This is a genomic window from Micromonospora sp. AB353, from assembly GCF_049538395.1.
Taxonomy (GTDB): Bacteria; Actinomycetota; Actinomycetes; order Mycobacteriales; family Micromonosporaceae; genus Micromonospora; species Micromonospora aurantiaca.
In genome coordinates, this window is record NZ_JBMVFV010000034.1 from 34,301 (window position 1) to 48,845 (window position 14,545).

At 72.1% G+C, this 14,545-nt stretch carries 17 protein-coding genes and 1 tRNA gene; 12 read left to right on the plus strand and 6 right to left on the minus strand.

Annotation, left to right across the window (positions count from 1 at the left end; genetic code table 11):
- The first annotated feature begins 49 nt into the window (after nt 1-49).
- The 12 genes from ACPCK6_RS16015 (at nt 50) to ACPCK6_RS16070 (ending at nt 8,073) form a co-directional block, all read left to right on the plus strand.
- Nucleotides 50-910, plus strand: coding sequence for an FtsK/SpoIIIE domain-containing protein (locus ACPCK6_RS16015; protein ID WP_114918888.1), 861 nt, complete (start codon nt 50-52; stop codon nt 908-910).
- Complete coding sequence (locus ACPCK6_RS16020) at nt 907-1,098, plus strand: hypothetical protein (protein ID WP_423481501.1); 192 nt, start codon at nt 907-909, stop codon at nt 1,096-1,098. The genes ACPCK6_RS16015 and ACPCK6_RS16020 overlap by 4 nt, the downstream gene beginning before the upstream one ends.
- A gap of 84 nt (nt 1,099-1,182) precedes the next feature.
- On the plus strand, nt 1,183-1,695 hold the full coding sequence (locus ACPCK6_RS16025) for a DUF6197 family protein (protein WP_423481502.1): 513 nt from the start codon (nt 1,183-1,185) through the stop codon (nt 1,693-1,695).
- Entirely contained in the window at nt 1,692-2,114 is a 423-nt protein-coding gene (locus ACPCK6_RS16030; protein WP_423481503.1) for a DUF6197 family protein, read from the plus strand. The genes ACPCK6_RS16025 and ACPCK6_RS16030 overlap by 4 nt, the downstream gene beginning before the upstream one ends.
- Nucleotides 2,115-2,890: 776 nt before the next feature.
- Nucleotides 2,891-3,235 carry an RRQRL motif-containing zinc-binding protein gene (locus ACPCK6_RS16035; protein WP_423481517.1) on the plus strand — a complete coding sequence of 115 codons (345 nt, stop codon included), beginning with the start codon at nt 2,891-2,893 and terminating at the stop codon, nt 3,233-3,235.
- The gene (locus tag ACPCK6_RS16040; RefSeq protein ID WP_357137263.1) at nt 3,232-3,654 is read left to right on the plus strand and encodes a DUF3307 domain-containing protein; all 423 of its coding nucleotides are present in this window, start codon (nt 3,232-3,234) and stop codon (nt 3,652-3,654) included. Before ACPCK6_RS16035 ends, ACPCK6_RS16040 begins: the two co-directional genes overlap by 4 nt.
- Before the next feature lie 11 nt (nt 3,655-3,665).
- On the plus strand, nt 3,666-3,869 hold the full coding sequence (locus ACPCK6_RS16045) for a hypothetical protein (RefSeq protein ID WP_396796456.1): 204 nt from the start codon (nt 3,666-3,668) through the stop codon (nt 3,867-3,869).
- Nucleotides 3,866-4,744, plus strand: coding sequence for a hypothetical protein (locus ACPCK6_RS16050; protein ID WP_423481504.1), 879 nt, complete (start codon nt 3,866-3,868; stop codon nt 4,742-4,744). Before ACPCK6_RS16045 ends, ACPCK6_RS16050 begins: the two co-directional genes overlap by 4 nt.
- Nucleotides 4,745-4,872: 128 nt before the next feature.
- On the plus strand, nt 4,873-6,327 hold the full coding sequence (locus ACPCK6_RS16055; protein ID WP_423481505.1) for a replication initiator: 1,455 nt from the start codon (nt 4,873-4,875) through the stop codon (nt 6,325-6,327).
- Nucleotides 6,328-6,417: 90 nt separating this feature from the next.
- Nucleotides 6,418-6,624: a hypothetical protein gene (locus ACPCK6_RS16060; protein WP_423481506.1), complete on the plus strand. Its 207-nt coding sequence runs from the start codon at nt 6,418-6,420 to the stop codon at nt 6,622-6,624.
- Complete coding sequence (locus ACPCK6_RS16065) at nt 6,621-6,815, plus strand: helix-turn-helix transcriptional regulator (protein WP_423481507.1); 195 nt, start codon at nt 6,621-6,623, stop codon at nt 6,813-6,815. The genes ACPCK6_RS16060 and ACPCK6_RS16065 overlap by 4 nt, the downstream gene beginning before the upstream one ends.
- A 1-nt stretch (nt 6,816) precedes the next feature.
- Complete coding sequence (locus ACPCK6_RS16070; protein ID WP_423481508.1) at nt 6,817-8,073, plus strand: tyrosine-type recombinase/integrase; 1,257 nt, start codon at nt 6,817-6,819, stop codon at nt 8,071-8,073.
- A gap of 62 nt (nt 8,074-8,135) precedes the next feature.
- Here ACPCK6_RS16070 and ACPCK6_RS16075 read toward each other — a convergent pair.
- The 6 genes from ACPCK6_RS16075 to ACPCK6_RS16100 form a co-directional block, all read right to left on the minus strand.
- Nucleotides 8,136-8,212: transfer RNA gene (locus tag ACPCK6_RS16075), tRNA-Ala, on the minus strand.
- A gap of 180 nt (nt 8,213-8,392) precedes the next feature.
- The gene (gene sepX, locus ACPCK6_RS16080) at nt 8,393-9,175 is read right to left on the minus strand and encodes a divisome protein SepX/GlpR (protein ID WP_186461620.1); all 783 of its coding nucleotides are present in this window, start codon (nt 9,173-9,175) and stop codon (nt 8,393-8,395) included.
- 169 nt (nt 9,176-9,344) lie between these two features.
- Nucleotides 9,345-9,986, minus strand: coding sequence for a GNAT family N-acetyltransferase (locus ACPCK6_RS16085; RefSeq protein ID WP_396879829.1), 642 nt, complete (start codon nt 9,984-9,986; stop codon nt 9,345-9,347).
- A 52-nt stretch (nt 9,987-10,038) separates the two neighbouring features.
- Entirely contained in the window at nt 10,039-11,352 is a 1,314-nt protein-coding gene (locus ACPCK6_RS16090; RefSeq protein WP_135243213.1) for a molybdopterin molybdotransferase MoeA, read from the minus strand.
- The gene (locus ACPCK6_RS16095; RefSeq protein WP_396879828.1) at nt 11,349-12,338 is read right to left on the minus strand and encodes a UTP--glucose-1-phosphate uridylyltransferase; all 990 of its coding nucleotides are present in this window, start codon (nt 12,336-12,338) and stop codon (nt 11,349-11,351) included. The genes ACPCK6_RS16090 and ACPCK6_RS16095 overlap by 4 nt, the downstream gene beginning before the upstream one ends.
- 9 nt (nt 12,339-12,347) lie before the next feature.
- Complete coding sequence (locus ACPCK6_RS16100) at nt 12,348-14,537, minus strand: GGDEF domain-containing protein (protein WP_423481509.1); 2,190 nt, start codon at nt 14,535-14,537, stop codon at nt 12,348-12,350.
- Nucleotides 14,538-14,545 lie beyond the last annotated feature (8 nt).

Below are 14,545 nucleotides of genomic sequence, written 5' to 3' on the forward strand. Positions count from 1 at the left end.
TCACCCGCCTTTGACACGTACGTGTCAACCGACCCACCGGGAGCCCGTCATGGACCTCACCGACACCATCGAACTACCCGCCACGTCGGCCGACACGGTGCCGGTCGGCGCGGGCCTGTCCATCTTCGACCCGGTGTTCCTCGGCATCGACGAGTTCGGCCAGGCCGTCTACCTGCCGATGATCTACCGGAACATCCTCATCGGCGGTGAGCCCGGCGCGGGTAAGTCCAGCCTGTTGAACACCATCGTCGGCCACGCCGCCCTGTGCCCGGACGTGCGGCTGTGCCTGCTCGACGGCAAGCAGGTCGAACTCGGTCTGTGGCAGGACGCCGCCGACGTGTTCGTCGGCCCGGACATCGAGCACGCCATCCGCACCCTGCGCCGGGTGCAGACGGTGATGGACAACCGCTACTCGTTCCTGATGTCGCGCCGCCGCCGCAAGATCGGCCGCAACGACGTGTTCGGTCAGATCCTCGTCGCCTGCGACGAGATCGCCTACTTCTCCGCCACCGCCGGGGACAAGAAGACCCAGGAACTGTTCGCCGCGCTGCTGCGCGACATCGTGGCCCGGGGCCGCGCCGTCGGGATCATCGTCGCCGCCGCGACGCAGCGACCCTCGTCGGACATCATCCCGCCGTCGCTGCGGGACCTGTTCGCGTGGCGGTTCGCCGGCCGCTGCACCAACGACGTGTCCAGCGACATCATCCTCGGCCACGGCTGGTACGCCCGCGGCTTCTCCTCCAACACCATCGACCCGAACAACCAGGGCGAAGGCTTCCTCATCGCCGAAGGCGGCATCCCGAACCGCGTCAAGGCCGCCTACATGAGCGACACCGACATCATCCGCGTCGCCGACTACGCCGCCTGGACCCGCCGCCACGACAGCTCCGAGATCGGAGCGGCGGCATGAGCACCCGGACCGCTGTCCCGACCCGCGTCGTGGACCTGGTGCTCGTCGGCACCGGTGAGGACATCGCCGCGCTGACCGCCATCACCCGCAACGCGGGCGTACTCGTCTTCCGCTCCGCACCCACCGCCGCTGGCCCTCATGACGACCGGCAGCGGGTGTTCCTCCGGCTCCACCTGCACCACCGATAGAAGCGGCCGACGGACCGGCCAATGCCCTGAGAAAGCTGCCCGGTCCGCCGACCCAACCACCGCCCACGAAAGGACGTGGCCGCCATGAACCCTACCCAAAAACAGCCCACCACCCCCGGCGCGCTGGCCGACCTGACCCCGGCCGACACCCTGCGCTGCGCTGCCCGCTACCTGGAAATCCACGGCTGGATCAAGGGCACCTACTACAGCAACCAGGGCGGCACCTTCCCGCCCGCCTGCGCCGTCGGCGCGATCGGCATGGCCGCCCACGGCCGCCTCATCACCATCCCCGCCACCCACGGGACCGGCGCCCGCGACTGCACCCGCGCCATCGACTACCTCACCGACTACCTGACCGACCTCGGGGTCATCGCCTACGGCGACGACTGGAGCACCGCTCCTACGGACGCGATCGACTGGAACGACCGCGACGACCAGACCGCCGAGCAGGTCATCACCACACTGCGCGCCGCCGCCGACAACTACGACTGGACCCACGCCACCGAGGACGACCTCGAAACCTACGCCGACGCCTGCGTCTGGGCCGAGAAGCACCCGACCCGTGAAGGCTTCCTCGCCTGGATCGGTGCCCGATGAGCACCGTCACCGCGCTGCCGACCGGCAACGTCCACGCCATCCTCGACCGCGCCGCCCTCTACCTGGCCCAGCACGGCTGGACACCGACCGGCCTCTACGACGCCCACGACGGGTGCACCGCGAAGTGCGCCTGTCACCGCACCGGCCTGTACCCGGCGTCGATCCTCGGCGCGATCCGCGCGGCCGTGTTCGGCCGGCCCCGCTGGTACCTCACCGGCATCACCGACGCCGAACAGCACACCTACAGCGCCGCCGTCGAGTGGTTCAACACCTACCTCATCGCCGTCGGCCACGACGGCCAGCACGCCCCGGTCTTCGCCTGGGAGACCACCCCCGGCCGCACCCCGGCCCACGTCACGCAGGCGCTGTGCGCCGCCGCCATCGCCTACCGCACGCACACCATCCGGAGGGCCGCATGAGCACCGCCGCCCACATCACCGACCTGACACGTACGTGTCAAAACCCTGTCTCCACCGCCGCCCTCGTCGGCGTGCTCGAATCCGCGTGGGCTGCGATCCGCGCCCAGCACACCGAGATCCCGGCCGTCGTCCTCGTCGTCGGCTCCGGCTCGCCCACCAAGCCCAACCAGGGCATGAAGTGGGGCCACTTCGCCGCTCTGCGCTGGCAGCACGGCGACACCCAACTCCCCGAAATCCTCATCTCCGGTGAAGGGCTGTCCCGCGAACCGGAAGCCGTCTTCACCACCCTCCTGCACGAAGCCACCCACGCCCTGGCCGACGTCCGGGGCATCCAGGACACCTCCCGGCAGGGCCGCTGGCACAACAAGCGCTTCGCCACCCTCGCCGCCGAACTCGGCATGTCCACCACCAAGGACGACAAGCTCGGCTACTCCCCCTGCACCCTCACCGACATCACCCGCGCCCGCTACCGGGCCGTCATCACCGACCTCACCGAAGCGCTGCGCTTCTACCGCCACCCCGAACCCACCGGCGAGGGCAAGCAGCGCACGAACAACAACAACGGCGTCTCCTGCGAATGCGAGTGCCCCCGCAAGCTGCGCATCTCCGCCACGGCCTTCGAAGAAGGGCCGATCGTCTGCGCCGTCTGCTCGGCGGCGTTCCTGCCCGAGGACATCGACCGGGACACCTACGAACACCCCACCTTCGCCACCGGCACCACGACCGGCGACGACCACCAGGACCAGGACGACGCCGACGACTCGGAGGACGACCCGATGGTGTTCTACGACCCGACCGGCGAGCGCTACGGCCTGCCGACCTACCCGTTCAAGCTCGCTCCCGGCGACCTGCTGACCCGCCGTCAGCTCCGCGCCCGACAGCTGCGCCCCGGCGGCCAGGATCCCGCCGCGCAGATCCTGTGGCGTCGCGGTAAGCGCGTCGCCTACCTCTACCGCCTCGATCTCGCCGTCCCGAAGCGGACCGCAACCGCCGCCCAACTGGCGGCCATCGACAAGGCGCTCACCGCCCGGCGCACCTGCCCCGACTGCGGCCAGGTCAAGCCCTACTACATCCCCCGCCGTACCGGCACCTGCCTCGACTGCACGGAGGTCTCCCGATGAATTCCGCCCTCGTCTTCGCGGTCGTCACGGCCGTGCTGATCCCGGCCCACCACCTGGCCGACCACATCGTTCAGACCGACGCCGACGCCTGCGGAAAGGCCGCGCCCGGCTGGACCGGCTGGCGTCACCTCCTCACCCACGTCGCCACCTACCACCTGACCGTCGCGGTCATGCTCGCCGTCACCGTCGTCCTGCTCGACCTGCCGGTGTCCGCGCTCGGACTCATCGCCGGTATCGCCTTCTCGGCCATCACCCACGCCCTGCTCGACCGCCGCTGGACGGTCCGCCTGATCCTGCGCGCCACCGGCTCCGCCGCCTTCGCCGACCGGCAAACCCCGATCTGCGGCATGTACCTCGCCGACCAAGCCCTCCACCACGCCTGCCTGTGGGCCTCCGCCCTCCTCATCGCCTGCCTCTGAAAGGACACGCCATGTACCGCTACATGATCTCGTTCAGCTACGAAGCGCCGACCGGCATCGGCTTCATGAGCATCGAGTGGCCCTGCAAGCGGCCCATCCGCTCGATGGATGACGTCACCGTCGTCATGAACCACCTGCGCAACAGCGGCTACGTCAACGCCGTCATCCTCGGATTCTCCCTGTTCGCCGACCCCGCCCCCAAGGCGGCGTCATGACTGCCAAGAAGAACGGCCGCGTCTACGCCTACATCGGCGCTTTCTCCGGCGGACTCGTCTCCGTCGCCGCCAACATCGCCCACTCGTTCATCGCACCCAAGGACGCCCCGGCCGACTGGTCGCCGGAACCCGGTGCGGTGGTCTCTGCGGTCGTGTGGCCGCTGTTCCTGTTCATCGCCATCGAGATCCTCGCTCGTACGCCCTGGCCGACCGGCTGGGGCTGGAACGTGCTGCGCTGGGTCGGGCTGCCGCCCGTGGCCCTGGTCGCCGCGTTCGTGTCCTACCGGCACCTGTCCGGACTGCTCGACCACTACAACGAGGAAACCCTCGTCGTCTGGTTCGGTCCCCTCGCCGTGGATGGCCTGATGCTCATGGCCACCGCCGCGCTACTCGCCACCGGAAACCGCACCACCCGGCCCACTGATCTCGTCCCGGCATCTGCGCCGGCCACCACCGCCGAGGCCCCGTCATCCGACATCCCCGCCTCGCCGCTGGTCCGCCCGGCCGCCGCGACCCCGGCCACCAACCCCAGCCCCGATTTGCGTCCTATCGAACCCGTCAACCCGCCCACCTCTGGCGAGGACACCGACACCCCGACGACGGTCGAGCCCACCCCGGACACCACCGCCACGGACCCGATCCCGGCACCTGCGGCACCGGTCACCACCGGCCCGCCGCCCGCGCTGCTGTCCAACGCCCGGCTCGTCGCCGCCGCGCACGAAAAGGCCCACGGTGAACCGATCAACCCGGGCCAGCTCGCCGTGCGACTGCGCGTGCCGACCCACACGGCCGCCGACCTCCTGACGGCCCTCCACACCCAACCGACCATCAACGACAAGACCCACAACGGCACTGCCGTGGGAGCCACCGCGTGACCTCCTCGACGCTGCCTCTCGCACCCGGGACCACTACGGTCCCGGGTACGGGAGCCTCCGCCGACGCAGACACCGGCCACTGGCCCTGGGCTGTACCCACCTCCACCCGCCGCGCTGATGACGGCTGGGTGCGCGGCCACGACCCCCGCACCGTCGCCTCCGGCCGTGCCCGCGCACAGGATCCCGACTACCCGGACTGGCTCGGCCACGTCCGCGCCGCCTCGGCCTGCAAGCACCCGATCCGGCTGGCCGGGCAGATCCACGTCAACGACCGTGACGGCAACCGCATGGTCACCATCGACACCGACACCATGCCCGACGGCGCGATCTACACCCCCTGCGGCAACCGCCGCGCCGCCGTCTGCCCGTCCTGCGCCGAGGTCTACCGCCGCGACACCTACCACCTCATCAAAGCCGGACTCCAAGGCGACCGGTGGGGACTACCGCCGCTGCACGAACACATCGCCCTCTTCCTCACCGCCACCGCCCCGTCGTTCGGGCCGGTGCACCACCGGGTGGTGAAGGTCCACGCCGCGGACTGCCGCAAGAAGGACGGCTGCACCTGCCGCGCCTCCGTCTGCCACCCCTTCGGCCGAACCTGCCCCCACGGCCGCGACCTGCGCTGCGGACAGCGACACAAGGCCGGTGACGGGCAGCTCGGGCAGCCGCTGTGCCTGGACTGCTACGACCACACCGCCCAAGTCGTCTGGAACCACGAAGCCCCCGAGCTGTGGCGCCGCACCATCCAACAAGTCGACCGCGAGCTACGCCGCCTCGGCCGCACCCACGGCGTCGAGCTGCGCCGCCGCTACATCAAGGTCTACGAATTCCAGGTACGCGGCGTGGTCCACTACCACGCCCTGATCCGCCTCGACGGACACAACCCCGACTGCCCCGGCGCGATCGTCCCACCACCCCGCCAGATCACCCGCGACATGTTCGAACAGGCGGCACGGGCGGCATTCGTCAAGACCTCCTACACCTCCGCCGGCCACCCCGCCAACGGCGGCCAGGGATGGCACATCGCCTGGGGCCACAAGGGCCTGGACGTCAAGCACGTCAACGCCCCCGGCGGTGAGGTCAACCTCGCCCAGATCACCGGCTACATCGCCAAGTACGTCACCAAGAGCACCGAAGTCACCGGCCTGACCCTGCGCCGCGTCGACGACCTCACCGTCGACGTCCACGGCGACCCGGCAACCCACCTCGGCCGCCTCATCCGCGCCTGCTGGGACATCGGCGAACACCCCGACTACACCCGCCTTCGCCGGTGGGCGCACCAGTTCGGCTACGGCGGCCACATCACCACCAAGAGCCGCGCCTTCTCCGCCACCCTCGGCTTCATCCGCCACCAGCGCACCATCTGGCGGCGCACCGAAGGCCACCCCCACACCTGGGACGACCAACAAGCCGAACAAGTCATCTACGAACTCGGCTACCACGCCACCGGCTGGATCAGCACCGGCGACGCCCTACTCGCCAACACCGCCGCCGCCCAAGCCCGCGCCCGACACCACGCCGGACTCGACGCCCTCGCCGACGAACTCACCGCCGCTCGCGCGGCCCGACCCCTGGCCGCTTGACACGTACGTGTCAACGCCACGTGTAGCCGTTCCTTGACAACTCCACAGCGCACGCAACACCCCCAACCACCCGGCCCGGAAGGAGCACCCATGCCCACACGCCCCCGCCCCCTGGTCGCGGTCCGGCTCATCGGCCCGACCGCCACCGTCACCACCCACGCCGCCACCATCGCAGCCCAGCTCATCGCCCACCACGGCGGGCGCGAACGCGTCACCTGCCGCACCAGCACCCGCACCGCCGACTACAGCGGCGAAAGCCGCGCCTACATCACCATCACCAGGAAGGAGCCACGATGACCGCACCCACCCCGACCCCGCTGCCGGAACTGTGGTCGATCCACGACACGGCCGCGTTCCTCCGTGTTCCCGTCGGAACGCTCTACCAGTGGCGGCACCGCCGCACCGGCCCCCGCGCCTCAAAGGTCGGCCGGCACCTGCGCTACAACCCCGCCGACGTCCGGGCATGGCTCGAAGAACAGGCGGCCTGACATGCCGATCGATGATCTGTGGTACCTGAGCAAGCGTGGTCCGAACAACGAGCGTCTGAAGTCCAAGCGCTACGGGCGCGGAAAGCGGTGGCGCTGTCGATACGTCGACCGCAATGGCGAGGCGCGGGAACGCCTCTTCGATCGGAAGGTCGACGCGGAAGCCTGGGATGCCAAGGCACGCGCGGGTCTCGCCGAGGAAGTCCGGATCGATCAGGGGGAGCGCCGTCTGACCTTTCAGGACTACGGGGAGCGGTGGCGGCTGTCGCGTCAGATCGGGCAGGCCCTCGACTACCAGCGCCACACCGAATCCCGGCTGCGTCACCACCACTACCCGCACTTCGGCGACCGGCCGATCCGGGCGATCACCGTCACCGACGTCCTGGAGTGGGTGGCCACGCTATTGCGCAACAACGTCGCGCAATCGTCGGTGAAGACCTACTTCGACCTGCTCAACACCATCATGAACTCGGCGGTGGCCGACAAGGTGATCCCCGACAACCCGTGCAAGTCGATCCGGCTGTTCGCGATCCTGCGGGGCTTCTCCCGCTCGCCGAAGTGGGTGCCCACCGACGATGACGTCCTGGCCCTGGTAGACGCGGTGCCCGACGAGTATCAAGCGGCCATCTGGGCCGGTGCGGGTGAGGGGATGCGGCTCGGGGAAGTCCTCGGTCTGGAGGACAGCACCCGGTGCATCGACCCGCAGCGGCAGGAACTGCACGTGGTGCAGCAACTGCGGTTCCACAAGGTCGCCTACGGCGGCTTCTACCTCGCTCCGCCGAAGGCCGGTTCGGTCGGTGATGTGGACCTGGACGACCACGTCGCGGCCGTCTTCGCCCAGCACGTCCGTACCTACCCGCCCGCCCTGGTCGAGCTGCCGGACATCACCGCCGGCACTCCCGACCCGGGCAGGGAGCCCAAGCGCCGATTGGTCCCGCTGCTGTTCACCGACGAGCTGGGCCGGCCAATCCATGACCAGCGCTGGTCGAAGATGTGGCGGGGGTGGTGCAGGGCGGCTGGCTGGCCCGATGAGGGCACCTTCCACTCCCTGCGGCACTACTTCGCCACCCGCCTGATCACCTCGGGTGCCGACCCCACGGACGTGCAGAACGCGCTACGGCACTCCAGCCTGCGGATCACGCTGGAGACCTACGTCCACTGGTGGCCGAAGAAGGACCGCCGCCGCAACATCATCAGCGGTGCGCTACGGGAGGCGAGCGCCAAACGAAAGCGGGGCCCGAAGGCCCCGGATTCTCGCTGAGTTGTGCCGGATCTGTGCCCGCTGATCTTGCTAGCGGCATTTCCCCTGCTCAACGGTGTTACTGGTGGAGCTGAGGGGATTTGAACCCCTGACCCCCTCGATGCGAACGAGGTGCGCTACCGGTCTGCGCCACAGCCCCTCCGCCGGCGAACCGGCGTCGGTCCCACCCGGCTTTCACCGGGCGGGCCGACGACAAGGCTAACAGGTCGCGCCCCCACGACGCGAACCGCCCCGCCGCCCCGTAGATCTTGGAAGAAAAAGGCCCCCGGAGGGGCCCAAACCTTCCAAGATCGCCACCAGCAAGGTACCGGCACGACGGTCAGGCGCCTCGGCCGGACTGGTAGGGGCGTCCGCGCAGGCCACCCGCCCGCCGGTAGGACACCGAGCCGCCGCTCGCCGCCGGTGGCAGGTCCGCGGGACGGTCCAGCCCCATCGCCGTACGCCGGACCGCCTCGCGCTGGGCGGCCAGCCGGCGCTGCGCCTCCCGCCGGGCCGCCGCGCGCCGGGCCTGCTCGCGGCGCACCTCGGCCTGGCGGGCGGCCAGCCAGGCCGCCTCGCGGGCGTCCGCACGCCGCCGCCGGCGCTCGGCCAGGGCGCGCTGCCGCAGGTGTACGACGTACGCGACGAGCAGCGTGCCGGTGACCGAGACGCTGATCCAGAACCCGGGTCCGACGAGCACCACGCCGCCCAATTCGACCAGGTTGAGCAGCAGCAGCGCGGCCAGCACCCGGCGCCGGCGGTAGATCGCCGGAGTGTGCCGTCGGCGGGGCGGGTGCCGTCGGCGGGACTGGGCCGGCACCGCGGAGACGGGCCGGAGCCGCCCGGAGCGCCGGCGCAGCGGCGGCGCGGAGACCGGGCGAGCAAGACTACCCGTGTCGGAGTCTTCACTGAGGGTCACGACGAGGGAGCGCGGCGGGTGCAGCGGTCGCCGCCCGGGCACGGTGCGCCGTCGACGCTGGCGCTGGAGCACCCGCGCCGTCGACTGCGCCCGCTCCGCCACCAGCCGCTCGGTGGCGTCGTACCGGCGGACCAGCGCCGGAGCGAGGGCGAGCAGACCGGCGGCGGCGAGGACGGCGAGGAGCACCGACGTGGGCACCCTCACCCCTCCCGTCACCAAAGTTCGAGGCGAGCGCCGCGCCGCCGCAACTTCTTCCGTCGACCGTCGTTTACGGCGCACTTCGTGCGGGCTGGCAGCGCTTGCCACAGCTTGCAGTTACTTGAGGTTACGGGCCGCCGACCCGGTTCACAGTGCGCCGCGCCGGGCGTTCGCCTCAGCGGCGGTTGTCACGTACGCGGTGCCACCGCGCCAGCAAGCCGCCCTCGGCGACGACTTCCTCGCCCGTCATCGCGTATCCGATGTGGTCGCGCCACGCGCCGTCGATGTGCATGTAGCGCACGTGATAGGCCTCCTCGCGGAAGCCGAGTTTCTCCACCACCCGCCGGGACGGCACGTTCTCCGGCCGGATGTTCACCTCGATCCGGTGCAGACCGCCCGGCCCGAACGCGTGGTCCACGGCGAGCGCCACAGCGGTCGGGATCACGCCACGACCGGCCACCCGGGAGTCCACCCAGTAGCCCACGTACCCGGAGCAGAACGCGCGCCGCACGATGCTGCCCACGTTCACGTGGCCGACCAGCCGCTCCTGCCCGTTCTCGCGCAGGCAGACCGCGAACGGCATGCCCTCACCGGTACGCGCGGACTTGCGCTGGTCGGCGTGCACCAGGCGGAACGCGGCGGGCGAGTTCGTCTCGTACCAGCCGCCGGGCACATGGGACTCCCACGGCGCCAGCCACTCCCGGTTCGCGCGCCGGACCTCCGACCAGGCGGCGGCGTCCGAACGCCGGTACGGCCGCAGCACCACCGGGCCGTCCACCAGCACCGCCGGCCACCCCGGCGCCCGCCGGAACCTCACCGAGCCGGCCTTCCGTTCGCGACTGCGGGGCTCGCAAGCTCACTCCTCGCGCTCACCGGCGCCGGTCCAGCAGGAGCACATCCACGGTAGACCCCGCAGCAGCGGTGGTGACCCGCTCGCCGAGCACCAGCAGGCCGTTCGCGTCGGACAGGCCGGAGAGCGTGTACGGGCCACCGGCGAGCGGCTGCACCGTGTACCCGCCGCCGCGCCGCTCGGCCACGTGCGCGGGCCGGAACTCGCGCAGCCCCACCGGGGACGAGACCGTCTCCAGCAGGTGTGCGCGGACGCTCGGCCGGAACACCGGCTCGGCCCCGGCCAGCAGCTGGATGGCCGGCCGGGCCAGCACCTCGAAGCCGATCAGCGCCGCGCCGGGCTCACCGGGAAGACACACCACCGGCACCTCCTCGGCGCCGACCGTACCGAACCCGAGGGCCGTTCCGGGATAGAGGGCCACCTCTGTGAAGGTGACCGGTCCGGCCCGGCCGCCGTCACGGCGGGACAGGATGCGGCGGACCATGTCACCGGGGCCGGTGCCGGTGCCGCCGGTGGTGATGATCAGGTCGGCGCGCAGCGTCTGGTCCTCCAGCAGGCCGCGCAGCGCCTCCGGGTCGTCGTCGCAGATCCCCACCCGGTACGCGAGCGCGCCCGCCTCCGCCGCCGCCGCGGTCAGCGCGTGCGAGTTGGTGTCCACCACCTGCCCGGGCTGGCTGCCCCGGCCCACGTCCACCAGTTCGTCACCGGTGGCCACGATGACCACGCGCGGGCTGGGTCGCACCACCACGTGCCCGATGCCGGTGGCGGCGAACACCGCGACCAGGGCCGGTGAGACGTACGCGCCGGCGCGGGCGAGCAGCGTGCCGGCGACCAGTTCCTCCCCGGCGCGGCGCAGGCCGTACCCCCGTTTGGGGGCGCGGAAGATCTCGACGGCGGCCATGCCCTGGTCGGTCCACTCCACCGGGACGACCACGTCCGCGCCGATCGGCAGCGGCGCGCCCGCCGCCACCGAGAAGCAGGAGCCGGGGGTGAGCCGGACCGGCCGCCAGCTCGCCGCGCCCAGGTCACCCACCACGTTGAGGCGGATGCTGCGGCCGCCGGGCATACCGGAGGGGGCCGGGACGTAGCCCGGCCCCCGACTCCCACCGGAGATGTCCTCCCAGCGCGCGGCGTACCCGTCCACCGCCGCCTGGTCGAAGGCGGGGTACGAGTGCGGGGCGACCACGTCCTCGGCGAGCACGTTGCCGTACGCCTGGGTCAGGTCGAGGTCGAGTGGAGGCAGCGCGCGTAACCTGCGCAGCACACTGCCCAGGTAGTCGGCGAGCGGCGTCAACTCGTTCGCGGCCGCCTCGGCGTCGGCCGTCGCGGTCATGTATCGGCACCGCCGGACGCGTCGCGGATGCCGTTGAGGACGGCGGCGGTGACCGTCTCGTCGCCGTTGTTGACGAACTCGGTCAGCCACTTGCGGAACTCGGCGCCCAGGTCGTCCCGCTCGGCGGCGATCTGCACCACGGTCTGGAGGTAGCCGAGCGGCATGCCGGTGTCGTAGCGGGTGCCCCGGTAGACGATGGCGTGCACCGGCACCCCCTCGGTACGCAGCAGCTCCATCGCGTCGGTCAGCTGGATCTCGCCGCCGCTGCCCGGCTGGGTACGCCGGATCGCGTCGAAGATCCTCCCGGGGAGCACGTACCGGCCGAGGACGGCGAGGTTGCTGGGGGCGTCCTCCGGGCTCGGCTTCTCCACCATGCCGGTCACCTTGACGACCTCGGCGATGTCGGCGTACTCCGACTCGGCCGGCTCGACCGACGCGATGCCGTACCGGCTGGTCTCGGCCGGGTCGACCTCGAAGAACGCGAGCACCACGCCGCCGGTGCGGGCCTGAAGCTCCAGCATGGCCGGCAGCAGCGGCTCGGACGGCTTGACGAACTCGTCGCCGAGCAGCACCGCGAAGGGCGCGTCGCCGACGTGCGACTCGGCGTACCCGACGGCGTGGCCGAGACCGAGCTGTTCCGGCTGGCGGACCGTGTAGATCGCGGCGAGTTCCTCGGTGCGCTTGACCTCGGCCAGCAGCTCGGGCTTCTTGGCGAGCCGTTCCTCCAGGTCCGGCCGGCGGTCGAAGTGGTCCACCATCGAGGTCTTGCCGCGACCGGTGATCAGCAGGATGTCGTCGATGCCGGCCTGCGCGGCCTCCTCGACGATGTACTGCAGGACCGGCCGGTCCACGACCGGCAGCAGTTCCTTGGGAACCGCCTTGGTGGCCGGCAGGAACCGGGTGGCCAGGCCGGCGGCCGGGATCACGGCCTTGACCGCGCGGGAGCGACCGGGGGCCGCTGAGGGGTTCGCTGAGTGCTCCGACATGTCGCGAGACTATCGGCCACGGCTCTGCCGCGGCGGGTGAGGACCGGAAGACGCGCCGCCCTGGACGGTGCCCGCCGGGTCCGCCGCGCCGGCCCGGGGCAGCCCGTCCGGCGGGCCGGCACCTGCGGCCACCACCGGGATCTCCCGGGTGGGCAGCGGATCGGGCGCCGGGGCGAGCCGGTAGCCGTCGCGTCCGGCGGCCTTCGCCGCGTACAACGCGTCGTCGGCGGCGTCGAGCACCTGCTGGCCGCCGGCGGCGTGGTCCGGGTAGACGGCGATGCCGATGGAGACGGTCACCGGCACCCGCACCGGCTCGTCGCCGCTCCCCTCGACTGTCACCGGCTGGTCGCGTACCACCGCGCCGAGCCGCTCGGCGACGATCGTGGCGCCCCGGGCGTCGGTCTCCGGCAGCAGCACCACGAACTCCTCGCCGCCCTGCCGGAACGCCAGGTCCACCTCGCGGATCACGCCGCGTACCCGGCGGGCGAACTCGACCAGCACGGCGTCCCCGGCGGCGTGCCCCCAGGTGTCGTTGACGTTCTTGAACCGGTCCAGGTCGAGCGCGAGGACGCTGAGCATCCGGCCGAACCGGTTCGCCCGCTCCACCTCGCGGCGGATCGACTCGCGCAGGTAGCGGTAGTTCCACAGCCCGGTCAGCGGGTCGGTCAGCGAGAGCCGCTGCGCCTCCTCGTGCACCCGGACGTTCTCGACCGCGACCGCCGCGTGCCCGGCGAACGTCCGCAGCGTCACCACGTCGTCGTCGTGGAACCCGTGCCCGCCGAGCCGGTCGTAGAGCACGAGGACGCCGAGCGCCGCGCAGGCCGAGCCGGGCGGGTCGCCGTCGGCTGGTGGGTGGCCGGGCCGGTCCGGGCCGCGCGGCTCGGCGCCGCCGGGGGTGGCGAACGGCACCGCCACGTACGTCTCGCAGGTCGGCTCCCCGGTCGGCGTGTCCGGCGGCGCCCACCGTCCGCGCAGCGGTTCGCCGGTGGCGGCCACCGCGCCGAGCACCCCGGCGCCGACCGCGACCCGCAGCGTCGCCGGGTCGGCCGGGTCGCTCGTCGGCCAGCGCCCGGTCAGCCCTTCCACGCACCGGCCGACGAGGACGCCGTCGCCGTCGACGAGCAGCACCGCGCCGGCCCGGGCGCCGGTGGCGGCGATCGCGCTGTCCAGGATCACCCGCAGGATGCGTTGCAGGTCGTGCGTGCTGGCGAGCGTGTCACCGAGCACCGCGAGGTGGTTGCGGAGCTGGTCACGGCTGCTGGTCAGCGCCGTCACGTAGGTGCCGGTCTCCCGGGTCATCCGGTTGAACGCGCTGGCGAGCCGCCCGATCTCGTCGCGGCTGCGCACCGGCACCCGGGCGCTCAGGTCGCCGCGCGCCACCCGGTCCACCGCGCCGGCCAGCTCACCGAGCGGCCGGGTGGTCACCCGGGCCAGCCGCCAGGCCGCCAGCACGGCGAGCAGGGCGGCGAGCGCGACGGCGGCGATCAGCGCACCGTACAGGCCGGGCGCGCGCTCCCCCGGCACCGACAGCACCAGTGGCAGTGGCTGACCGGGAGACGGACCGACCCGCCGCACGTACCGGCCGTCGCCGGTGCCTGTCACCCGGTTCCCGTCCGCTTTGCCGGCGGCGGCCAGCACCGCTGCGCGTACCCCCTGGTCCTCGGTCGTGTGGGTGATGCCGCCGGGGTCGTCGAGGAGGGTGACCCCGACGCCGGTCACGGCGGCGAGCCGCGCCACGAAGGCCCGGTCGACGGGCTGGGCGGCGGCGACCGCGCCCAGGTCGGTGCCGGCCGGGTCGCGGAGCCGGACCTGGGCGGAGAGCGCCGCGACGCCGGTGGCGGGCGCGCCGGCGCAGTCCTGCCAGCGCCCGGCTGGCCCGTCCGGCGTGGTGTAGGTGGTGCGGCCGGCGGCGTCGGCGATCAGCACGGCGGCGGCCAGCCCTCGGGCGACCACCTGGTCGGCCGCGCGCGACCGGACGGCCGGGTCGCCGACCAGCGCGACCGCGTCGGCGGCCGCGCGGAGTTGCTGGCAGAGTGCGTCGATCGAGGTACGGACACCGGCCGCGGCCAGGCCCAGCCGTTCGGTGGCGCGACTGCGGTCGACGGCGCTGAGCGTGGCCCCGACGAAGAACGCGCCGAGCAGGACGGGGCCGAGGACCACCGCGAGGAAAGCCGCCGTCAACCGCCCGCGTAGCGTCAATCTTCCCC